The following is a 21,707-nucleotide window of genomic DNA, read 5'->3' as shown; positions in this document are numbered from 1 at the left end:
GTTTTTAGAACATGAAATCTGAAATTCAAAACAATGTTTAATCTCTAATTAATGGTAAAGTTGAGCATCTCAATAGCCCTTCTTGTTTTGCAATTTCGGCGTAAGGAATTTCTTCAACTGTAAATCCATTTGATCGTAACCAGTTATTTAAACGAGTAAAGTTTTTCTCGGAAACAACTACGTCCTCATCAATTGAAAACACATTTGAAAACATATGATACATTTCATTTCTTTCGATATGAAACAAATTCTCTTTTCCAAAAAGATTTACCAGATACAAATAATCTGCTTCCTCTCTAAATCCGCGTTTATAGATGATTCCTTTATTTTCTCCAACTGGCTGAAAACAACAATCTAAATGCAAAGCATTATCACGCGCTTCGATCTTCGATTTAACTAAATCAAATTCTTTGACAATTTTATTAGGGAATAATTCTTTAATAAAATTAACGCCCTCCATATTTGTTCTGGCTGTAATGTAATCTTTATAATCACTTCCTTTGTATGTTCCTATAAAAATATGATCGTTCCACAGCATTACATCTCCTCCTTCAATATGAACTTCCTCTGGCGGGCGAACTACTTTTTGAACATCCATATCGTCGATAACGTACTGAATTGCATCCAATTCGCGTTCTCTTTCTGGTAAAATATTTGATTTAATAAAAGTATTATCTATAACGAAACCAATATCTCTTGCAAAAATCTGATTGTAATTCTCAATCATTTGCGGACGGTAAACTGTTACATTATATTTCTGAAACACTGCGTTAAAAGCATCCATTTCAGCAACCATATCTTTTTCTACAGGATAAGTTCCTGCTTTAATATGTTCCAACGATTTGGGATCATAGGCTTCATCTACAGATGGAGTTGGCCCATTGTGAACGGCTGAACCCAAAACTACAGCACGTAATCTTGAAGTTTCGTTCTTTACATTTAATTGCAACATAATTTAATAGATTTTGAGCAAATATAAAAAAAGCTTCACATTAAGTGAAGCTTTCAGTATTTTATTTGTTAGACTTAAAGTCTCTCAGAGGATGTCCAGTATAAATCTGTCTTGGTCTTCCGATTGGTTCTTTATTTTCGCGCATTTCTTTCCATTGTGCAATCCAGCCTGGTAATCTTCCGATAGCAAACATTACAGTAAACATATCTGTTGGAATACCTAATGCTCTGTAGATAATTCCAGAGTAAAAATCAACATTTGGATATAAATTTCTTGATTTGAAGTAATCGTCTTCAAGAGCTGCAGCTTCAAGTTTTTTAGCTATTTCTAAGATTGGATCTTCAACACCTAAAGTTTCTAACACTTCTTTAGCTGCTTTTTTAATAATTTTCGCTCTTGGATCAAAGTTTTTGTAAACTCTGTGACCAAATCCCATTAGACGGAAAGGATCGTTTTTATCTTTTGCTTTCGCTAAGAATTTATCCGTATCACCACCATCTTTATTAATTTCTTCTAACATTTCAAGAACTGCCTGATTAGCACCTCCATGAAGTGGCCCCCATAACGCAGAAACTCCTGCAGAAATTGAAGCGAATAAACCTGCATGAGATGATCCAACCATTCTTACTGTAGAAGTAGAACAGTTTTGTTCGTGATCTGCATGAAGAATAAACAATTTATCTAATGCATCGATAACTACTGGATTTGCTGTATATGGACCTGTAGGCAGTTGAAACATCAAATGCATAAAGTTCTCTACATATCCTTTTGTATTATCATAATAATTTAAAGGATAACCCATAGATTTTCTATATGTCCATGTTGCAATCACAAGAAATTTACCCATTGTTTTGCAAATAGCCTCATACATTTCTTTTTCATTGTCAACGTTTACTGACTTTGGATTAAATGCTGTTAAAGCACTTGTTAAAGCAGATAAAACGCCCATTGGGTGAGCTGTCTTTGGAAAACCGTCAATGATATTTTTCATCTCTTCGTTTACCAAAGTATGTTTTTTAATACCATTTTCAAATTGCTCTAATTCCTGAGCTGTTGGTAATTCTCCAAAAATTAATAGATAAGAGACTTCTAGAAAACTAGCTTTTTCAGCTAAATCTTCAATTGAATATCCTCTGTAACGAAGAATTCCTAATTCTCCATCTAAAAAAGTGATTTCACTTTTACATGAACCAGAGTTTTTGTACCCAGGATCAATAGTAATAATACCTGTTAAATCACGTAATTTGTTAATATCGATAGCTGATTCATTTTCGCTTCCTGTGATTACCGGAAGTTCAATTTTTTGACCATCTACTTCTAATGTAGCTATTTTTGACATAATATATGGGAAATAAATCTTAAATTATAATTTACCAAATCTAAGGAATATAAAACTAATTTAAAAAAGAATACTGCTATGAATTTGTTAAAAGTCAAAAAAAAAACCATCCGTTGAGAACGGATGGTCTAATTAAGCTATGTTTCTAATGATTATTTAATCTTGAAAGCATTAAGTCCAGGGAAATACGCAGTACTTCCTAACTCTTCTTCGATTCTTAATAACTGATTGTATTTTGCCATACGATCTGAACGTGAAGCAGAACCTGTTTTGATTTGACCACAGTTTAATGCAACAGCTAAATCTGCAATTGTATTGTCTTCAGTTTCTCCTGAACGGTGAGACATTACAGAAGTATATCCAGCGTTTTTAGCCATATTTACAGCTGCAATAGTTTCAGTTAAAGTACCAATTTGGTTTACTTTTACTAAAATTGAATTAGCAATACCTTTTTCAATTCCAGTAGATAAACGTTTAACATTAGTAACAAACAAATCATCTCCTACTAATTGTACTTTGTGTCCGATTTTATCAGTCAAATATTTCCAACCATCCCAGTCATCTTCGTACATACCATCTTCGATAGAAATAATTGGATACTTAGCTGCAAGTTCAGCTAAATAATCAGCTTGTTCTTCAGAAGTTCTAATTTTTCCAGTCTCTCCTTCAAATTTAGTATAATCGTATTTACCGTTTACATAAAATTCAGAAGCAGCACAGTCAAGAGCAATCATAATTTCGTCACCGAAAGAATATCCAGCATTTTCAACCGCTTTTTTAATAGTATCTAAAGCATCTTCAGTACCTCCAGCTAAGTTTGGCGCAAAACCACCTTCATCACCTACAGCAGTACTTAAACCTCTGTCGTGTAATACTTTTTTCAAACTATGAAAAATCTCTGTACCCATTTGCATAGCATGAGTAAAAGAAGTTGCTTTTACCGGGAAAATCATAAATTCCTGAAAGGCAATAGGTGCATCAGAATGAGATCCTCCGTTAATGATATTCATCATTGGTACAGGTAATGTATTAGCAGAAACTCCACCAACATATCTGTATAATGGCAATCCTAATTCATTAGCAGCAGCTTTTGCAGCAGCTAAAGAAACTCCTAAAATTGCATTAGCTCCTAATTTAGATTTATTTGGAGTTCCGTCTAAATCAATCATTAACTGATCAATTGTGTTTTGTTCGAAAACAGAAGTACCAACAAGTTCTTCAGCAATAACAGTATTTACATTGTTCACTGCATTCAAAACTCCTTTTCCAAGATAAGCTTTACCTCCGTCACGTAATTCAACAGCCTCATGTTCTCCAGTTGATGCTCCAGATGGAACAGCAGCTCTACCTAAAACCCCATTTTCAGTTACTACATCTACTTCAATAGTAGGATTACCTCTAGAATCAAGAATTTGTCTTGCGTGAACTTTAATTATAATACTCATTATTTTTACTTTTTTATTAATAAATTATATATATTTTTCGAAATTATAAAAAAATTTAATAGAAAAAACGTGTTGTCACTATTAAACAGCTTTATTTATTAACTACATCGTTTTAGCGGTAGCCAGTTTTATATTGTCTATAAATTGATCAAATAAATAAGAGGAATCATGAGGTCCCGGGCTAGCTTCCGGATGATATTGAACTGAAAAACAGTTTTTGTTTTTCATTCTCATACCTGCAACTGTATCATCATTTAAATGAACATGTGTTATCTCTAATTCCGGATGACCTTCTAAAGCTTCTCTTTTAACTGCGAAACCATGATTTTGCGACGTAATTTCACCTTTACCAGTAATAATGTTTTTAACAGGGTGATTAATCCCACGATGTCCGCCAAACATTTTATAAGTTTGAACACCATTTGCTAAAGCAATAACCTGATGTCCTAAACAAATCCCAAATAAAGGATTATTATTCTTTATAATTTCTTTAGCTACTTCAATAGCTCCAAACAGAGGATCTGGATCTCCAGGTCCGTTTGACAAGAAATATCCATCAGGATTAAATTCTGCTAAATCTTTATAACTTGAGTTATATGGAAACACCTTAATGTAACAATCTCTTTTAGCAAGATTTCTTAAGATGTTCTTTTTAATACCTAAATCTAAAGCAGAAATTTTATATGTTGCATTCTCATCACCAAAAAAATAAGGTTCAGTAGTTGAAACTTTTGACGCCAACTCTAAACCTTCCATGTTTGGCACGTTTGCCAATTCTATTTTTAAATCTTCAATTGAAGTTCCGTCTGTACAAATAACAGCATTCATCGCTCCATTGTCACGAATGTAACTAACAAGAGCTCTAGTGTCAACGTCAGAAATACAGATCAAATTCTGTTTTGCAAAATAATCTTCTAGACTTCCTGTTGAATCCACTCTTGAGTAGTTAAAGCTGAAGTTTTTACAAACTAATCCAGCAATTTTAACGCTATCTGATTCGATTTCTAAATCATTAACACCATAATTTCCAATATGAGCATTGGTAGCAACCATGATTTGACCAAAATAGGAAGGATCTGTAAAAATCTCCTGATATCCCGTCATCCCGGTATTAAAGCAAACCTCTCCAAAAGTTTTTCCGCTAATACCTATAGACTTTCCATGAAAAATGGTTCCATCACTTAATAATAAAATGGCGCTTTGTCTTGTTGTGTACTTCATTATTTAATTTATGTTGTTTTCTTTTTAATTGTCATGTAAAAATTCATGCTTCAAATTTTTACTTGTAATTAGATACTCTGCAAATTTACTTCTTTAAAATAGTGACTCCAAAAAAAATTAATTCTTTTGTTCATAAAATTCAAACTCTATTCCTAATATAAGTTAAATTCTACTCAAAAAAAATCAAAAAAAAAGGATAAACTAAAAATTAGTTTATCCTTGATTATTATAGAATCATTACTTTCATAATTATTCAGAAGCTTCAGTAGTCGATTCAGACTCAGCAGCTGGAGCTTCAGGAGTAGTCTCCTCAGCTTTTTTTGCTTTACCACCACGACGGCTTTTTGCTTTTTTAACTTCTTTTTTACCTCCATTGTAAAGTTCATTGAAATCTACAAGTTCGATCATTGCCATATCAGCATTATCTCCCAAACGATTTCCAACTTTAATGATACGAGTGTATCCACCTGGACGATCACCAACTTTAGCAGCTACATCTCTGAACAAGTCAGTTACAGCATATTTGCTACGTAAGTAAGCAAAAACAATACGACGATTGTGAGTCGTATCTTCCTTTGATTTTGTAATTAAAGGCTCAACGAATTGTTTAAGCGCTTTAGCTTTAGCAACAGTAGTGTTAATACGTTTGTGCTCAATAAGAGAACAAGCCATATTAGCTAGCATAGCTTTTCTATGTCCAGTCTGTCTGCTTAAGTGATTGAATTTTTTTCCGTGTCTCATTGCTATTTTAAATTTAATCCGCCGCGGCGGATTGAATTATTCTTTATCTAATTTGTATTTAGCTAAATCCATTCCGAAAGTTAAATTTTTAACTGCAACAAGTTCATCAAGTTCAGTTAAAGATTTTTTACCAAAATTACGGAATTTCATTAGGTCATTTTTATTGAACGATACTAAATCACCAAGTGTATCAACTTCAGCCGCTTTCAAGCAATTTAATGCTCTCACAGATAAATCCATATCAACAAGCTTAGTTTTAAGCAATTGTCTCATATGCAATGACTCTTCATCATACGATTCTGTTTGTGCAATTTCGTCAGCCTCGAGTGTAATTCTTTCGTCAGAAAATAACATGAAGTGGTGAATTAAAACTTTAGCAGCTTCAGTAAGAGCATCTTTTGGATTAATAGATCCATCAGTTTTGATTTCAAAAACTAATTTTTCGTAATCTGTTTTTTGCTCAACACGGAAGTTTTCAATCGCATATTTTACATTTTTTACCGGAGTAAAAATAGAGTCTGTAAAAATAGTACCAATTGCAGCATTCTGTTTTTTGTTCTCCTCAGCAGGAACATATCCTCTACCTTTTTCGATCGTTAAATCGAAATTCAATTTGATTTTTGAATCTAAATTACAGATAACAAGGTCTGGATTCAGTACTTGAAAACCTGAAATAAATTTTTGAAAATCACCTGCCGTTAATTGATCTTTACCAGAAACAGAAATAGTAACTGCTTCATTATCTATATCTTCAATTTGACGTTTGAAACGCACTTGCTTCAGATTAAGTATAATTTCGGTAACATCCTCAACAACACCTGAAATAGTAGAAAACTCATGATCTACACCCTCGATACGAACAGATGTAATTGCATAACCTTCTAATGCTGAAAGCAAAACTCTTCTAAGTGCATTACCAACTGTCAATCCATAACCAGGTTCTAAAGGTCTAAATTCGAATTTACCTTCAAAATCGGTTGAATCGATCATGATAACTTTATCGGGCTTTTGAAAATTAAATATTGCCATAAATTTCGACTAAGTCAATTATTATTTGTTGTACAACTCTACGATTAATTGTTCTTTAATGTTTTCTGGAATTTGAAGTCTTGCAGGTACAGAAACGAAAGTTCCTTCTTTAAGATCATTGTTCCAAGTAATCCATTCATAAACATGACTTGAATTTGATAAAGAACGTTCGATAGCTTCTAAAGATTTAGATTTTTCACGAACTGCAACTTTATCACCAGGTTTAAGGTGGTAAGAAGCGATATTTACAACTTCACCATTTACAGTAACGTGTCTGTGCGAAACTAATTGTCTAGCACCTCTTCTAGAAGGAGCAATACCCATTCTAAATACCACGTTATCTAATCTTGCTTCACATAATTGTAAAAGAACTTCACCAGTAACACCTTTAGTAGCTGATGCTTTTTTGAATAAATTTCTGAATTGTTTTTCTAAAATTCCGTAAGAATATTTAGCTTTTTGCTTTTCCATTAACTGAACAGCGTACTCAGATTTTTTACCTCTTTTTTTAGCCATCCCGTGTTGTCCAGGTGGGTAATTTCTTTTTTCGAAAGATTTATCATCTCCGAAGATTGCTTCGCCAAATTTACGAGCAATTCTAGTTTTTGGACCAGTATATCTTGCCATTTCTAAAAAATTAAATTTAAGGTAGAGATTATGAATTCAGGTCAAATCCTTCGATAATCTATATTCTACCTTGTTTATACTATAATAAATAAAATTAAACTCTACGTCTCTTTGGAGGACGACATCCGTTGTGAGGCATTGGAGTTACATCGATAATTTCAGTAACTTCAATTCCACCGTTATGAATAGAACGGATAGCAGACTCACGTCCGTTTCCTGGTCCTTTTACATAAACTTTAACTTTTTTAAGTCCTGCCTCAAGAGCTACTTTACTACAATCTTCTGCTGCCATTTGAGCTGCGTACGGAGTATTCTTTTTAGAACCTCTGAAACCCATTTTACCAGCTGAAGACCAAGAAATAACTTCACCTTTCTTATTAGTCAAAGAAATGATAATGTTGTTGAAAGTGGCAGAAATATGAGCTTCACCCGTTGATTCAACGATAACTTTACGTTTTTTTGCAGTTGCTTTAGCCATATTACTTATTATTTAGTTGCTTTTTTCTTGTTAGCAACAGTTTTTCTTTTACCTTTTCTTGTTCTAGAGTTGTTTTTAGTTCTTTGCCCTCTTAAAGGAAGACCAGATCTATGACGGATACCTCTATAACAACCAATATCCATTAAACGTTTGATGTTTAAAGAAACTTCAGAACGTAATTCTCCTTCAATTTTGTAAAATGAAACAGCATCACGAATTGCTCCGATCTCATCATCATTCCAATCTTGAACTTTTTTATCTTGGCTAACTTGAGCTTTTTCTAAAATCTCAATAGCTCTACTTCTTCCTAATCCAAAGATGTAGGTAAGTGCTATAACACCTCTCTTATTTTTTGGGATATCTACCCCTGCTATTCTTGCCATAATTATCCTTGTCTTTGTTTAAATCTAGGATTCTTTTTGTTTATTACGTACAATCTCCCTTTTCTACGCACGATAATGCACTCGGCACTTCTCTTTTTTACTGATGCTCTAACTTTCATATTGAATATCTTTAATATCGATAAGTAATTCTTGCTTTTGACAAATCGTAAGGACTCATTTCCAGTTTCACTTTATCACCAGGTAATAATTTGATATAATGCATTCGCATTTTTCCCGAAATATGAGCAATTACAATATGTCCATTTTCTAACTCTACACGGAACATTGCATTAGATAATGCTTCAATGATCGATCCGTCTTGTTCTATTGCTGATTGTTTTGCCATGAATATATTAAGCTACTGCTTTTCTATTTTTACCAGTCTTCATTAAACCATCATAATGTTTGTTTAACAAATATGAATTGATTTGTTGAATAGTATCTATCGCAACTCCAACCATAATTATTAATGAGGTACCTCCAAAAAACATTGCCCAAGATTGTTGTACATCCATAATACTTACAACAATCGCTGGGAATACAGCAATCAAAGCAAGGAATAAAGATCCTGGGAAAGTTATTAAAGACATCACTTTATCAAGAAAGTCTGAAGTTTCAGCACCCGGACGTACGCCAGGAATAAAACCACCACTTCTTTTTAAATCATCAGCCATTTTATTAGTAGGTACTGTGATTGCAGTATAGAAAAATGTAAATACAATAATTAAAGTTGCAAATACAAAATTATACCAAAACCCAAATATATTACTAAATGCTCCAACGATAGATTGTGATGTATCTGATTTAGATAATCCAGCTACAGCTGCAGGAATAAACATAATTGCCTGAGCAAAAATAATTGGCATAACTCCAGAAGCATTAAGCTTAAGAGGAATCCATTGTCTATTACCACCAGCTAAATCTTGTTCGTAATCTCCTGTCGTAGTACGACGAGCATATTGAACAGGTATTCTGCGTACCGCCATTGTAAGCAATACACAAGAAATGATCACTAATAACCACACAATAATCTCAATAACTAACAACATCGGACCTCCATTGTTATTGGTAACTCTGGTTGTAAATTCTTGTATAAAAGCTTGCGGTAAGCGAGCCAAAATACCAACCATGATCAATAATGAAATTCCATTTCCAATACCTTTATCCGTAATTTTTTCTCCAAGCCACATAGCAAAAATTGTACCAGTAACTAAGATAATAACAGAAGAAAACAAAAATTCAGGAGAATTAAAGCCTAGTAAGAATGCACTTCCAGGTAATGTTCTGTATAAATTATAGATATAAGTTGGACCTTGAACCAGTGTAATAGCTATAGTCAACCAACGAGTGATTTGATTAATCTTTTTTCTACCACTCTCTCCATCGTTTTGAAGTTTTTGCAAATAAGGAATAGCTATTCCCATTAACTGAACAACAATAGATGCAGAAATATAAGGCATAATACCTAAAGCAAAAACTGAAGCTTTAGAGAAAGCACCCCCTGTAAACATGTCTAGGATAGATCCTAAACCATTTTTAGTTTGTCCCGCTAAACCTGTTAATTGAGTTGCGTCAATTCCAGGAAGCGTAACGTGTGCACCAAAACGATATACTAAAAGCAATCCTAATGTAATTAAGATTCTATTTTTCAGTTCTTCGATTTTCCAAACATTACTTATTGATTCAATAAATTTCTTCATCTTAGTAGATAAGTTATATAGTTACAGCTTCTCCTCCGGCAGCTTCGATAGCAGCTTTTGCAGTAGCAGTAAATTTGTGGGCAGTTACTTTTAATTTTGCTTTCAATTCTCCTCTACCTAAAATCTTTACGATTTCATTTTTGGTAGCTAGACGATTTGCTACGAAATCTGTCATAGAAACAGAATCAGTAATCACACCATTGTCTACTAATAATTGAAGCGTATCTAAATTAACACCTTCGTATTCTTTACGATTGATGTTTGTGAAACCAAACTTAGGCACACGTCTTTGAAGTGGCATTTGCCCTCCCTCAAAACCAATCTTTTTAGAATAACCAGAACGAGATTTTGCTCCTTTGTGACCTCTTGCAGAAGTACCACCTTTTCCAGAACCTTCTCCTCTACCTAATCTTTTATTTTGATTGTGTGTTGACCCTTCAGCTGGTTGTAAGTTACTTAAATTCATAACAGTATTTGTTATTTAGCTTCTTCTACAGAAACTAAGTGTTTAACTTTGTTTATCATCCCAAGGATTGCAGGATTTGAATCATGCTCTACAACTTGTCCCATTTTACGTAGACCTAAAGCTTCCAAACCTCTTTTTTGAGAAAGAGGGCAGTTGATTTTGCTTCTTACTTGTTTTACTAATAATTTAGCCATAATTTCCTTGAATTAACCTTTAAAAACTTTTTCTAAAGAAACACCTCTTTGTTTTGCAACAGTATGAGCGCTTCTCATTTGTAATAAAGCATCAAAAGTTGCTTTCACTACGTTATGAGGATTTGATGATCCTTGAGATTTAGATAATACATCGTGAATACCTACTGATTCAAGAACTGAACGAACAGCTCCACCAGCAATAACTCCCGTACCATGAGAAGCAGGAATTAAGAATACACGTGCACCACCAAATTTACCTTTTTGTTCGTGAGGAACAGATTGTCCATTCAAAGGAATTTTTACTAAATTTTTCTTAGCATCTTCTACTGCTTTCGCAATTGCTTCAGAAACGTCTTTAGATTTTCCTAATCCATGACCAACTACTCCGTTTTCATCACCTACAACTACAATAGCAGAAAAACCGAAAGCTCTACCACCTTTTGTAACTTTAGTAACACGATTAACACTTACCAGACGATCTTTAAGTTCAAGACCACTTGGTTTTACCAATTCTACATTTTTGTATTTAGACATAATATATTAGAATTTAAGTCCAGCCGCTCTTGCGCCTTCTGCTAATGATTTAATACGACCGTGATATAAATAACCTCCTCTATCGAAAGTGATGGTATCAATCCCAGCTTTTAACGCTTTCTCCGCAACTAGTTTTCCAACAGCAGCAGCTACTTCAACGTTAGTACCTTTTCCTATTTCTTTTTCTCTTGAAGATGCAGCTAATAAAGTAACTCCATTTACGTCATCAATAAGTTGAGCGTAAATTTCTTTGTTACTTCTAAATACAGATAGTCTTGGGTTAGTAGCAGTACCACTAATCGATTTTCTAATTCTGAATCTAATTCTCTGTCTTCTATCAGATTTTGTTAATGACATAATCTTATTTTTTAAGCTGATTTACCTGCTTTTCTTCTTAATACTTCACCCACAAATTTAACACCTTTTCCTTTGTATGGCTCAGGCTTACGGAAACCTCTGATTTTCGCAGCAACCTGTCCTAAAAGTTGTTTGTCAAATGATGTTAATTTTACGATAGGGTTTTTACCTTTTTCAGATATTGTTTCTAAAGCTACTTCTGGAGCAATTTCTAAAACAATATTGTGAGAATATCCAAGAGCTAAATCTAATTTTTGACCTTGGTTTGAAGCTCTATAACCAACTCCAACTAATTCAAGTTCTTTTGTAAAACCTTCATTTACACCAATAATCATGTTATTGATTAATGATCTGTATAATCCGTGTTTTGCTCTTTGGTCTTTATGATCAGACGATCTTTCAACTTGTACTTGATCGCCTTCAACTTTTACAGTTACGTCCGAAAACTCCTGAGTTAGTTGACCTTTTTTTCCTTTTACTGTAATAATACCTTCTTTAACTTCTACAGTTACTCCAGCAGGAACTACAATTGGGCTTTTACCTATTCTTGACATCTTATTTAGTCTTTAAAATTAGTATACGTAACAAATTACTTCACCACCTACATTTAATTGCTTAGCTTGTTTTCCAGTCATCAAACCTTTTGATGTAGAAACAATAGCAATTCCTAATCCGTTAAGGATTCTTGGTAATTTGGCAGCACCTGCGTATTTACGTAAACCAGGTTTACTAATTCTTTGGATATCTTTAATTACAGGCTCTTTAGTATCTTTATCATACTTCAAAGCGATTTTGATTGAACCCTGAACGGTGTTGTCCTCAAATTTGTAACTCAAGATATAACCTTGATCAAATAAGATCTTAGTTATTTCTTTTTTTAGATTAGAAGCTGGAATTTCAACAACTTTGTGGTTTGCAGCCACAGCGTTACGAACTCTAGTCAAATAATCTGCAATAGGATCTGTATACATATGTATTTGATTGCGACTACGGTTTTCGGGAGGCACTCGCCTCCCGAACCTTTAATCAATTAAAATTATTTTTTGGTTTGCAAAAGTACTAACTTTTTGCGAGATTACCAAGATGCCTTTTTAACACCAGGAATTAACCCATTATTAGCCATCTCACGGAAAGTTACACGTGAAATACCAAATTGACGGATATAACCTCTTGGTCTACCTGTTAATTTACAACGATTGTGTAAACGAACTGGTGAAGCATTTTTAGGTAATTTTTGTAAACCTTCAAAATCTCCAGCTTCTTTCAAAGCTTTTCTTTTCTCAGCATACTTAGCTACCGTTTTCTCTCTTTTCACCTCACGGGCTTTCATTGATTCTTTAGCCATGTCTTAATTCTTTTTAAAAGGTAATCCTAATTCAGCCAATAATGACTTTGCTTCCTTGTCTGTTTGAGCAGTAGTAACAAATGTAATATCCATTCCTGAAATTTTGTTTACTTTGTCAATATCAATTTCTGGGAAAATGATTTGCTCTAAAACTCCAAGATTGTAATTTCCTCTTCCGTCGAAACCAGTAGCTTTGATACCACCAAAATCTCTAACGCGTGGTAAAGCAGAAGTAATAAGTCTATCTAAAAACTCATACATTCTTTCACCACGTAAAGTAACTTTTGCTCCAATAGGCATCCCTTTTCTCAATTTGAAAGACGCAACGTCTTTCTTTGAAATTGTAGATACTGCTTTTTGTCCAGTGATCTTTGTTAACTCATCAACTGCATAGTCAATAAGTTTTTTATCAGATACAGCTGCACCAACTCCACGGCTCAAAACGATTTTTTCCAATTTAGGAACTTGCATTACGTTTGTATATCCGAATTCCTCTTTAAGAGCAGAGATTACTCTACTCTTATATTCTTCTTTTAGTCTAGGTGTATATGCCATTACTATAGTACTTGATTAGATTTTTTTGAAAATCTTACTTTCTTATCTCCTTCTACTCTAATACCAACTCTAGTTGTTTCCTTTGTTTTAGGATCAATTAGTGAAATGTTAGATATTTGTATAGAAGCTTCTTTCTTAACGATACCACCTTGAGGGTTTTTAGCACTTGGTTTTGTATGTTTCGAAACCATGTTTACACCTTCAACTATCGCTTTATTTTTCTCACGGTAAACACGTAAAACTTTACCTTCAGCACCTTTATGGTCTCCAGCAATAACTCTTACGATATCTCCTGATTTTATTTTTAGCTTTATCATCTTAAAACGAATTAAAGCACTTCTGGTGCTAATGATACAATTTTCATGAATTGTTTTTCACGAAGTTCTCTTGCTACCGGACCAAAAACACGAGTTCCTCTCATTTCCCCTGCAGCGTTCAAAAGAACACATGCATTATCATCGAAACGGATATAAGAACCATCAGCTCTTCTCACTTCTTTTTTGGTACGTACAACAACTGCAGTTGAAACAGCTCCTTTTTTAACGTTACCGTTAGGAGTTGCATCTTTAATAGATACTACAATCTTGTCACCAACAGAGGCATACCTTCTTTTGGTACCTCCTAAAACACGGATAGTTAAAACTTCTTTTGCTCCCGTGTTATCTGCTACTTTTAGTCTTGATTCCTGTTGTACCATAATTATTTAGCTCTTTCTAAGATTTCAACTAATCTCCAACATTTTGTTTTACTTAAAGGACGCGTTTCGCTAATTCTTACAGTATCTCCAATGTTACAGTCGTTTGTTTCGTCGTGTGCAACGTATTTCTTTGTTTTCAACACGAACTTACCGTATAATGGGTGTTTTACTCTTCTTACTTCAGCAATAACAATAGATTTATCCATTTTATTTGAAGTAACAACACCTATTCTTTCTTTTCTTAAATTTCTTTTTTCTTCCATCTTTCAGCAGAATACAATTATTGTAACTCTCTTTTAGTTAGCTCTGTAGCCAATCTTGCAACTGTTCTTCTTACACTTCTAATTTGAAGTGGGTTCTCAATTGGAGAAATAGCGTGGGCCATTTTTAGGTCAGCATATATCTTCTTAGTTTGACTAAGTTTTTCTTGCAACTCCGCTGCAGAAAGATCTTTTATTTCTGATTGTTTCATAATATACTATTAATTATGCTTCGAAATCTCTAGCAACGACGAACTTAGTTTTTACTGGAAGCTTTTGAGCTGCAAGACGTAACGCCTCTTTTGCAACTGACAAAGGAACTCCTCCAACTTCAAACATAATTCTTCCGGGTTTAACAACGGCAGCCCAATATTCAACGGCACCTTTACCTTTACCCATACGTACCTCAAGAGGCTTCTTAGTAATTGGTTTGTCTGGAAATATTTTGATCCATAATTGTCCTTCTCTCTTCATAAAACGAGTTGCAGCAATACGCGCAGCTTCGATTTGACGAGACGTTAAGAACATTCCATCTTCATGTACAGATTTAATACCAAACATTCCATTAGAAAGTTCATGCCCTCTTTGAGAGTTACCTTTCATTTTACCTTTTTGTACCTTACGGTATTTTGTTCTTTTAGGCTGTAACATTTTTCTTTAGTTTAAAAATTTACTTTCTTTTACGAGCGTCTGGTTTTCCACCTTTATTAAAGTTAGATTTACCTCTAGGGGCATCTCCACCTTTACCACCACCAGTTCCAGATTGTTTTTTATCCATTCCTGCAAGTGGAGAAAGATCTCTCTTTCCATAAACTTCACCTTTCATGATCCATACTTTGATACCCATTCTACCGTAAGTAGTGTGAGCTTCTGCCAAAGCATAATCAATATCAGCTCTGAAAGTTGATAGAGGAATTCTTCCCTCTTTGAAACCTTCTGAACGTGCCATCTCTGCACCATTCAAACGACCAGAAATCAAAACTTTGATACCTTCAGCGTTCATACGCATAGAAGCAGCAATAGCCATTTTGATTGCACGTCTGTAAGAAATACGGCTTTCGATTTGACGAGCGATGCTTGTCGCCACAAGATAAGCATCTAATTCAGGTCTTTTAATTTCAAAGATGTTAATTTGAACCTCTTTATCAGTAACTTTCTTAAGTTCCTCTTTTAACTTGTCTACCTCTTGACCACCTTTTCCGATAATGATACCAGGTCTAGCAGTAGTGATAGTAACGGTTACAAGCTTTAAAGTTCTCTCGATGATTACTTTTGATACACTAGCTTTTGATAAACGAGCATGGATATACTTTCTGATTTTGTGATCTTCGGCAAGTTTGTCACCGTAATCATTTCCACCATACCAGTTTGAGTCCCATCCTCTGATGATACCAAGTCTATTTCCAATTGGATTTGTCTTTTGTCCCATGCTGCTTAAGAATTGCTTTGTGTGTTATTGATAGCTCCAAGCACGATTGTTACGTGGTTAGAACGTTTTCTTATTCTGTGTGCACGACCTTGTGGAGCTGGACGAAGTCTTTTTAACATCATTCCACCATCTACTCTGATCTCTTTAACAAATAATCCAGCTTCTTCTAAATTACCTTCACTATTTTTTTGCTCCCAGTTGTTGATTGCAGATAATAATAGTTTTTCTAATTTTCTTGAAGCTTCTTTAGAACTGAATCTTAAGATGTTAAGTGCTCTTTCTACCTTCTGACCTCTTACCAAGTCCGCTACTAAGCGCATTTTTCTAGGTGAAGTAGGGCAGTTATTCAATTTTGCGAAAGCAATAGACTTATTAGCCTCTTTTCTCGCATCTGCTGTTTCTCTTTTACGAACTCCCATTGCTTCTTATTTTTTACCTTTATTTTTTGCTCCAGCATGACCTCTAAAAGATCTAGTTGGTGAAAATTCTCCTAATTTGTGACCTACCATGTTTTCTGTTACGTAAACTGGTACAAATTGACGACCGTTATGAACTGCGATTGTTTGTCCAACGAAATCTGGAGTAATCATAGAAGCTCTAGACCAAGTCTTTACTACACTATTTTTACCACTTTCTACGTTTTCCTGAACTTTCTTGTCTAACTTATAATGAACGAAAGGTCCTTTTTTTAATGAACGTGCCATATCTTATTATTTCTTTCTACGTTCTACGATATACTTGTTACTCGGGTTTTTCTTAGAACGAGTTCTATAACCTTTTGCTGGTATTCCATTTCTTGAACGTGGATGTCCACCAGAAGAACGTCCTTCTCCACCACCCATTGGGTGATCAACAGGGTTCATTGCAACAGGTCTTGTTCTAGGTCTTCTTCCTAACCATCTTGTTCTACCTGCTTTACCAGATACAACTAATTGGTGGTCTGAATTAGAAACAGCTCCAATTGTAGCCGAACAAGTTAACAAGATCAATCTTGTTTCACCAGATGGCATTTTGATTGTAGCGTATTTTCCATCTCTTGCCATTAATTGAGCAAATGTTCCAGCTGAACGAGCGATTACCGCACCTTGACCTGGACGTAACTCAATACAAGAGATAACAGTTCCTAAAGGAATTCTGCTTAAAGGCAATGTATTACCAATTTCAGGTTGAGATTCAGGACCAGAAACTAATTTCTGACCAACTTTCAATCCGTTTTGAGCAATAACGTATGTTTTCTCTCCATCAGCATAAGCTAATAAAGCGATAAATGCAGTACGATTTGGATCATATTCAATTGATTTCACAGTAGCCGGAATTCCGTCTTTAGTTCTTTTGAAATCAATGATACGATATCTCTGCTTGTGACCACCACCCGTATAACGCATGGTCATCTTTCCTTGACTATTTCTACCTCCAGAGTTTTTTATCGGCGCTATCAAAGAGCGTTCCGGCTTATCAGTTGTAATGGCGTCATAACCATTCACAACTCTAAATCGCTGACCTGGGGTAATAGGTTTTAATTTTCTTACTGACATTTTTCTATCTTAGATATTGTTGTAAAAATCAATTGTTTCTCCTTCTTGTACTTGAACAATCGCTTTCTTAATTGCATTTGTCTTTCCACTGATCAAACCACTTTTAGTGTATTTTGTAGTTCTATCCGGTCTTACGTTCATCGTGTTAACTGAAACTATAGTTACTCCATAAGCAGCTTCAACAGCTTTCTTAATCTGAACTTTGTTTGCTTTTTTGTCAACAACGAATCCGAAGCGGTTTAAAACTTCACTTTCTTTGGTTACTTTTTCTGTTACTATAGGTCTAATTATGATACTCATACTCCTATTATTTGCTTAAATTTTCTTCGATTAACTCCAAAGAACCTTCTAAAAGCACTAAATTGTTAGTGTTTAAAATAGCGTAAGTGCTTAATTCTGAGCTAGTTACGACATTAGAAGCCTTTAAATTGCGTGACGACAAATATACATTTTTATTTGACTCTCCCAACACAAATAGAGATTTTTTATTTTCTAACCCTAAAGCTTTCAAAACGTTAATGAAATTTTTAGTGTTTGGCGCTTCAAAATTAAAGTCTTCAAGAACGATAATATTCGACTCTTTTGCTTTGATTGAGAAAGCTGATTTTCTAGCCAATCTTTTCAAGCTTTTATTCAATTTAAATGAATAACTTCTTGGTCTTGGTCCAAAAATTGTTCCACCACCTTTAAACAATGGATTTTTGATACTTCCCGCACGAGCAGTACCTGTTCCTTTTTGTTTTTTAATCTTACGCGTACTTCCTGTCACTTCAGCTCTTTCTTTTGCTTTGTGAGTTCCTTGTCTTTGATTAGCAAGATATTGCTTAACATCAAGGTATACAGCGTGATTGTTTGGTTCAATTGCGAATACTGAATCAGAAAGTTGAACTTTTCTACCAGTATCTTTTCCGTTGAAATCTAATACTTTTACTTCCATTACTTCTGAATGATTACATAAGAGTTTTTATGTCCAGGAACACATCCTTTAATAACAAGTAGGTTCTTTTCAGCAACCACTTTTAAAACTCTAAGGTTTTGAACTTTTACATTGTCTCCTCCCATTCTTCCAGCCATACGCATTCCTTTGAATACTCTAGATGGATAAGAAGAAGCTCCTACAGAACCTGGCGCTCTTAAACGGTTATGTTGACCGTGAGTTGCTTGTCCTACACCACCAAATCCGTGACGTTTAACAACCCCTTGAAAACCTTTACCTTTAGACACACCTTGTACATCTACAAATTCTCCTTCAGCAAAAATAGAAACATCAATAAGATCTCCTAATTTTTGTTCAGTTGCAAAATCTTGAAATTCAACGACTTTTTTCTTAGCAACAGTTCCAGCTTTTTTAAAGTGCCCTAAAGCAGCTTTAGTGGAATGTTTCTCGTTTTTGTCATCGAAACCAAGTTGCAACGCTTCGTACCCGTCAACACCTTTGGTTCTGACTTGGGTAACAACACACGGCCCAGCTTCGATTACTGTACAAGGAATGTTTTTCCCGTTTTCGTCGAAAATGCTAGTCATGCCGATTTTTTTACCAATTAACCCAGACATAAATATTAATTATTAATTACTAAAATTCCCTTCAATTTGAAAATAACAGAAATTTCCAAACAGGGAGTGCAAAAGTATATATTAAAATTGAATATACCAAACAGTTACAAAAATTAAATCGCTCATAATCAAAAGTAAAGAACAAAAGCACCATTTAAAAAGAGCTCATTGGCATAAATATTAATTTCAAGAACTTAATTAAACACCACACAAAGATTAACAATAACATAATTTAAAACACAATAAAAACTCACTCAACCCTCTAAACAAAAGGCCTTTCGCTAAAAAATCATTCACAATAGTCCAAAAATAAAAACTTAAAAAACAAATTATGAAACAAAAAAAGCGAGACATTTCTGTCTCGCTTTCTATTAAAAAATATAACAAAAAATTATACTTTTATTTCTACTTCAACTCCACTTGGCAATTCAAGTTTCATTAATGCATCAATTGTTTTAGATGAAGATGAATAAATATCAATCAATCTCTTGTATGACATTACTTCAAATTGCTCTCTCGCTTTTTTGTTAACGTGCGGAGAACGTAATACAGTGAAAAGTTTTTTGTGAGTTGGCAAAGGAATTGGACCTGTTACAACTGCTCCAGTAGTTTTTACTGTTTTTACAATCTTTTCAGCAGACTTATCTACCAACATATGATCGTAAGATTTTAGTTTTATTCTGATTTTTTGACTCATTTTCTTAAGAATTAAGCGTTACCTTTTGCTTTTTTAATTACCGCTTCTGAAATATTAGAAGGTGTTTCTGCATAGTGAGAAAACTCCATTGTTGAAGTAGCTCTACCAGAAGATAATGTTCTTAATGTTGTTACATATCCAAACATTTCTGATAATGGCACATCAGCCTTAATAGTTTTAGCACCATTTCTATCACCCATGTCATTAACCTGACCTCTACGACGGTTAATATCTCCTACGATATCTCCCATATTTTCTTCAGGTGTAATAACCTCCATTTTCATGATTGGCTCAAGAATAATTGCTCCAGCAGCCTTAGCCACTTCTCTGTAACCCATTCTTGCAGCTAATTCAAAAGAAAGAGCATCAGAATCGACAGGGTGGAAAGATCCGTCTGTCAAAGTTACTTTCAAACTATCCACTTGATAACCAGCCAAAGGACCAGTTTTCATAGCTTCACGGAAACCTTTTTCTACAGATGGAATATATTCTTTAGGAACGTTACCACCTTTTACTGCATTAATAAACTGTAATCCAACAGGAACTTTACCATCAACTTCATCAGCTGGCTCAAGTGTAAATACGATATCACCGAATTTACCACGACCCCCTGATTGTTTCTTGTAAGTTTCTCTATGCGTAGCAGTTCTTGTAAACGCTTCTTTGTATTCAACTTGAGGCTCACCTTGGTTTACTTCAACTTTAAATTCACGTTTCATACGATCAACTAAGATATCTAAGTGAAGCTCACCCATACCTGAGATAATAGTTTGTCCAGAAGCCTCGTCAGTTCTAACAGTAAATGTTGGATCTTCTTCAGCTAATTTAGCTAAAGCCATACCCATTTTATCAACGTCAGCTTTAGTTTTAGGCTCAATTGCAATACCAATTACCGGTGCAGGGAATTTCATAGACTCAAGAATAATTGGGTGTTTTTCATCACACAATGTATCTCCAGTTTTAATATCTTTAAATCCAACAGCAGCTCCAATATCTCCAGCCTCAATAAATTCGATTGGATTTTGTTTATTAGCGTGCATTTGGTAGATACGAGAAATTCTTTCTTTATTACCAGAACGAGTATTCAAAACATAAGAACCAGCATCTAAACGACCAGAATAAGCACGGAAGAAAGCTAAACGACCTACGAATGGGTCAGTAGCAATTTTAAATGCTAAAGCAGCGAACGGCTCTTTTACATCTGGCTTACGCAAGATTTTAGTTTGATCTTCTTCTAATAACTCAGCATCATCAGGATGAATACCTTCAATACCTTCCTTATCCATTGGAGAAGGCAAATATTTACATACTGCATCTAACATGAATTGAACTCCTTTGTTTTTGAAAGAAGAACCAGCGATCATAGGAATGATTGCCATATCCATAGTAGCCGCTCTTAAAGCGTTGTTGATTTCTTCTTCTGTAATAGAGCTTTCATCTTCCATGAATTTCTCTAAAAGATTTTCATCATAATCAGCAACTGCTTCAATAAGAATAGATCTGTATTCTTTAACTTCAGCAACCATATCAGCAGGAATATCAACTATATCAAAAGTTGCCCCTTGAGTAGCATCATGCCAAATGATAGCTTGATTTTTTACTAAATCCACAACACCTTTGAAATCATTCTCCTCACCAATTGGCAAAGTGATCGCAACAGCATTTGACTTTAACATATCACGAACTTGTTGACAAACTGCCAAAAAGTTAGATCCTTGACGATCCATTTTATTAACGAATCCCATTCTAGGAACTCTATATTGATCAGCAAGTCTCCAGTTAGTTTCTGACTGAGGCTCAACACCATCAACAGCACTAAATAAGAAAACTAAACCATCAAGTACACGTAACGAACGGTTTACCTCTACAGTAAAGTCAACGTGTCCAGGAGTATCAATAATATTAAAGTGGTAAGGCAAAGACTCAGGCAAAAGCTTACCTTGCTCAGTAGGAAAATTCCACTCACAAGTTGTCGCAGCCGAAGTAATTGTAATACCTCTTTCTTGTTCTTGAGCCATCCAGTCCATTGTTGCAGCACCATCGTGTACTTCACCAATTTTATGTGACTTTCCAGTATAAAAAAGGATACGCTCAGTTGTTGTTGTTTTACCAGCATCAATGTGAGCAGCAATTCCAATATTTCTTGTATATTTTAAATCTCTAGCCATT

Annotated in this window: 34 protein-coding genes; all 34 read right to left on the bottom strand. The window is 34.4% G+C overall.

Translation table 11 applies throughout. The features are described 5' to 3' along the window. Positions 1 to 37: 37 nt before the first annotated feature. The 34 genes from B0A66_RS10355 to fusA all read right to left on the bottom strand — a co-directional run bounded on the left by B0A66_RS10355 (position 38) and on the right by fusA (position 21,706). Positions 38 to 952, bottom strand: coding sequence for a dimethylarginine dimethylaminohydrolase family protein (locus tag B0A66_RS10355; protein WP_089049762.1), 915 nt, complete (start codon positions 950 to 952; stop codon positions 38 to 40). Positions 953 to 1,013: 61 nt separating this feature from the next. Continuing rightward, entirely contained in the window at positions 1,014 to 2,291 is a 1,278-nt protein-coding gene (locus B0A66_RS10350; RefSeq protein WP_089049761.1) for a citrate synthase, read from the bottom strand. Positions 2,292 to 2,443: 152 nt separating this feature from the next. Next, the gene (gene eno / locus B0A66_RS10345) at positions 2,444 to 3,736 is read right to left on the bottom strand and encodes a phosphopyruvate hydratase (RefSeq protein WP_089049760.1); all 1,293 of its coding nucleotides are present in this window, start codon (positions 3,734 to 3,736) and stop codon (positions 2,444 to 2,446) included. Between the two features lie 102 nt (positions 3,737 to 3,838). Further along, complete coding sequence (carA, locus tag B0A66_RS10340) at positions 3,839 to 4,957, bottom strand: glutamine-hydrolyzing carbamoyl-phosphate synthase small subunit (protein WP_089049759.1); 1,119 nt, start codon at positions 4,955 to 4,957, stop codon at positions 3,839 to 3,841. Between the two features lie 249 nt (positions 4,958 to 5,206). Then, positions 5,207 to 5,698, bottom strand: a complete 492-nt coding sequence (rplQ, locus tag B0A66_RS10335; protein WP_029272056.1) for a 50S ribosomal protein L17 — start codon at positions 5,696 to 5,698, stop codon at positions 5,207 to 5,209. A 36-nt stretch (positions 5,699 to 5,734) separates the two neighbouring features. Next, a complete protein-coding gene (locus B0A66_RS10330; protein ID WP_026109818.1) occupies positions 5,735 to 6,727 on the bottom strand; it encodes a DNA-directed RNA polymerase subunit alpha in 993 nt (330 codons plus the stop codon). Between the two features lie 21 nt (positions 6,728 to 6,748). Beyond that, complete coding sequence (gene rpsD / locus B0A66_RS10325) at positions 6,749 to 7,354, bottom strand: 30S ribosomal protein S4 (protein ID WP_026982953.1); 606 nt, start codon at positions 7,352 to 7,354, stop codon at positions 6,749 to 6,751. A 94-nt stretch (positions 7,355 to 7,448) separates the two neighbouring features. Beyond that, the gene (rpsK, locus tag B0A66_RS10320; RefSeq protein WP_007803677.1) at positions 7,449 to 7,832 is read right to left on the bottom strand and encodes a 30S ribosomal protein S11; all 384 of its coding nucleotides are present in this window, start codon (positions 7,830 to 7,832) and stop codon (positions 7,449 to 7,451) included. Positions 7,833 to 7,840: 8 nt separating this feature from the next. Next, on the bottom strand, positions 7,841 to 8,215 hold the full coding sequence (gene rpsM, locus B0A66_RS10315) for a 30S ribosomal protein S13 (RefSeq protein ID WP_007803675.1): 375 nt from the start codon (positions 8,213 to 8,215) through the stop codon (positions 7,841 to 7,843). 2 nt (positions 8,216 to 8,217) lie between these two features. Next, on the bottom strand, positions 8,218 to 8,334 hold the full coding sequence (gene ykgO / locus B0A66_RS10310; protein ID WP_002987490.1) for a type B 50S ribosomal protein L36: 117 nt from the start codon (positions 8,332 to 8,334) through the stop codon (positions 8,218 to 8,220). Positions 8,335 to 8,345: 11 nt separating this feature from the next. Continuing rightward, positions 8,346 to 8,561 (bottom strand): translation initiation factor IF-1, encoded by a 216-nt coding sequence (gene infA, locus B0A66_RS10305; protein WP_007136545.1) that lies wholly within the window; start codon positions 8,559 to 8,561, stop codon positions 8,346 to 8,348. A 7-nt stretch (positions 8,562 to 8,568) separates the two neighbouring features. Further along, positions 8,569 to 9,915, bottom strand: a complete 1,347-nt coding sequence (gene secY, locus B0A66_RS10300; RefSeq protein WP_089049758.1) for a preprotein translocase subunit SecY — start codon at positions 9,913 to 9,915, stop codon at positions 8,569 to 8,571. Between the two features lie 13 nt (positions 9,916 to 9,928). Then, a complete protein-coding gene (rplO, locus tag B0A66_RS10295) occupies positions 9,929 to 10,381 on the bottom strand; it encodes a 50S ribosomal protein L15 (protein WP_017495009.1) in 453 nt (150 codons plus the stop codon). An 11-nt stretch (positions 10,382 to 10,392) separates the two neighbouring features. Next, on the bottom strand, positions 10,393 to 10,575 hold the full coding sequence (gene rpmD / locus B0A66_RS10290) for a 50S ribosomal protein L30 (RefSeq protein WP_017495010.1): 183 nt from the start codon (positions 10,573 to 10,575) through the stop codon (positions 10,393 to 10,395). A gap of 12 nt (positions 10,576 to 10,587) precedes the next feature. Then, a complete protein-coding gene (gene rpsE / locus B0A66_RS10285) occupies positions 10,588 to 11,112 on the bottom strand; it encodes a 30S ribosomal protein S5 (RefSeq protein ID WP_085950926.1) in 525 nt (174 codons plus the stop codon). A gap of 3 nt (positions 11,113 to 11,115) precedes the next feature. Then, positions 11,116 to 11,466 carry a 50S ribosomal protein L18 gene (rplR, locus tag B0A66_RS10280; RefSeq protein WP_072960630.1) on the bottom strand — a complete coding sequence of 117 codons (351 nt, stop codon included), beginning with the start codon at positions 11,464 to 11,466 and terminating at the stop codon, positions 11,116 to 11,118. Between the two features lie 11 nt (positions 11,467 to 11,477). Next, positions 11,478 to 12,020 (bottom strand): 50S ribosomal protein L6, encoded by a 543-nt coding sequence (gene rplF, locus B0A66_RS10275; RefSeq protein WP_089049757.1) that lies wholly within the window; start codon positions 12,018 to 12,020, stop codon positions 11,478 to 11,480. An 18-nt stretch (positions 12,021 to 12,038) separates the two neighbouring features. Then, positions 12,039 to 12,437: a 30S ribosomal protein S8 gene (gene rpsH / locus B0A66_RS10270; protein ID WP_007803657.1), complete on the bottom strand. Its 399-nt coding sequence runs from the start codon at positions 12,435 to 12,437 to the stop codon at positions 12,039 to 12,041. 104 nt (positions 12,438 to 12,541) lie between these two features. Next, positions 12,542 to 12,811, bottom strand: a complete 270-nt coding sequence (gene rpsN / locus B0A66_RS10265; RefSeq protein ID WP_007803655.1) for a 30S ribosomal protein S14 — start codon at positions 12,809 to 12,811, stop codon at positions 12,542 to 12,544. 3 nt (positions 12,812 to 12,814) lie between these two features. Further along, positions 12,815 to 13,366: a 50S ribosomal protein L5 gene (rplE, locus tag B0A66_RS10260; RefSeq protein ID WP_089049756.1), complete on the bottom strand. Its 552-nt coding sequence runs from the start codon at positions 13,364 to 13,366 to the stop codon at positions 12,815 to 12,817. A gap of 2 nt (positions 13,367 to 13,368) precedes the next feature. Beyond that, positions 13,369 to 13,683, bottom strand: a complete 315-nt coding sequence (gene rplX, locus B0A66_RS10255; RefSeq protein WP_007803650.1) for a 50S ribosomal protein L24 — start codon at positions 13,681 to 13,683, stop codon at positions 13,369 to 13,371. 11 nt (positions 13,684 to 13,694) lie between these two features. After that, positions 13,695 to 14,063 carry a 50S ribosomal protein L14 gene (gene rplN, locus B0A66_RS10250; RefSeq protein WP_007803649.1) on the bottom strand — a complete coding sequence of 123 codons (369 nt, stop codon included), beginning with the start codon at positions 14,061 to 14,063 and terminating at the stop codon, positions 13,695 to 13,697. 2 nt (positions 14,064 to 14,065) lie between these two features. Continuing rightward, entirely contained in the window at positions 14,066 to 14,326 is a 261-nt protein-coding gene (rpsQ, locus tag B0A66_RS10245; protein WP_059114054.1) for a 30S ribosomal protein S17, read from the bottom strand. A gap of 17 nt (positions 14,327 to 14,343) precedes the next feature. Next, positions 14,344 to 14,535, bottom strand: a complete 192-nt coding sequence (gene rpmC / locus B0A66_RS10240) for a 50S ribosomal protein L29 (RefSeq protein ID WP_007803639.1) — start codon at positions 14,533 to 14,535, stop codon at positions 14,344 to 14,346. Between the two features lie 13 nt (positions 14,536 to 14,548). Then, positions 14,549 to 14,974 carry a 50S ribosomal protein L16 gene (gene rplP, locus B0A66_RS10235; protein ID WP_007803637.1) on the bottom strand — a complete coding sequence of 142 codons (426 nt, stop codon included), beginning with the start codon at positions 14,972 to 14,974 and terminating at the stop codon, positions 14,549 to 14,551. 19 nt (positions 14,975 to 14,993) lie between these two features. Then, positions 14,994 to 15,752 (bottom strand): 30S ribosomal protein S3, encoded by a 759-nt coding sequence (gene rpsC, locus B0A66_RS10230; protein ID WP_012022487.1) that lies wholly within the window; start codon positions 15,750 to 15,752, stop codon positions 14,994 to 14,996. Between the two features lie 5 nt (positions 15,753 to 15,757). Then, positions 15,758 to 16,171 (bottom strand): 50S ribosomal protein L22, encoded by a 414-nt coding sequence (rplV, locus tag B0A66_RS10225; RefSeq protein ID WP_007803631.1) that lies wholly within the window; start codon positions 16,169 to 16,171, stop codon positions 15,758 to 15,760. Positions 16,172 to 16,177: 6 nt separating this feature from the next. Then, positions 16,178 to 16,456 carry a 30S ribosomal protein S19 gene (gene rpsS / locus B0A66_RS10220; RefSeq protein ID WP_012022488.1) on the bottom strand — a complete coding sequence of 93 codons (279 nt, stop codon included), beginning with the start codon at positions 16,454 to 16,456 and terminating at the stop codon, positions 16,178 to 16,180. 6 nt (positions 16,457 to 16,462) lie between these two features. Next, the gene (rplB, locus tag B0A66_RS10215) at positions 16,463 to 17,287 is read right to left on the bottom strand and encodes a 50S ribosomal protein L2 (RefSeq protein WP_007803623.1); all 825 of its coding nucleotides are present in this window, start codon (positions 17,285 to 17,287) and stop codon (positions 16,463 to 16,465) included. Between the two features lie 9 nt (positions 17,288 to 17,296). Further along, positions 17,297 to 17,587, bottom strand: coding sequence for a 50S ribosomal protein L23 (gene rplW / locus B0A66_RS10210; protein ID WP_017495018.1), 291 nt, complete (start codon positions 17,585 to 17,587; stop codon positions 17,297 to 17,299). Positions 17,588 to 17,594: 7 nt separating this feature from the next. Beyond that, positions 17,595 to 18,224, bottom strand: coding sequence for a 50S ribosomal protein L4 (gene rplD, locus B0A66_RS10205; RefSeq protein ID WP_065450855.1), 630 nt, complete (start codon positions 18,222 to 18,224; stop codon positions 17,595 to 17,597). Next, entirely contained in the window at positions 18,224 to 18,841 is a 618-nt protein-coding gene (gene rplC, locus B0A66_RS10200) for a 50S ribosomal protein L3 (RefSeq protein WP_007803612.1), read from the bottom strand. The genes rplD and rplC overlap by 1 nt, the downstream gene beginning before the upstream one ends. A gap of 391 nt (positions 18,842 to 19,232) precedes the next feature. Next, positions 19,233 to 19,538, bottom strand: a complete 306-nt coding sequence (gene rpsJ / locus B0A66_RS10195; RefSeq protein WP_007803605.1) for a 30S ribosomal protein S10 — start codon at positions 19,536 to 19,538, stop codon at positions 19,233 to 19,235. Positions 19,539 to 19,549: 11 nt separating this feature from the next. Then, positions 19,550 to 21,706, bottom strand: a complete 2,157-nt coding sequence (gene fusA / locus B0A66_RS10190; RefSeq protein WP_089049755.1) for an elongation factor G — start codon at positions 21,704 to 21,706, stop codon at positions 19,550 to 19,552. Between the last annotated feature and the right edge of the window lies 1 nt (position 21,707).

Source organism: Flavobacterium hercynium (genome assembly GCF_002217285.1).
GTDB classification, from domain to species: domain Bacteria; phylum Bacteroidota; class Bacteroidia; order Flavobacteriales; family Flavobacteriaceae; genus Flavobacterium; species Flavobacterium hercynium.
The sequence above is the reverse complement of the archived record's forward strand: the minus strand, read 5'-3'. Positions and strand labels throughout refer to the sequence as shown.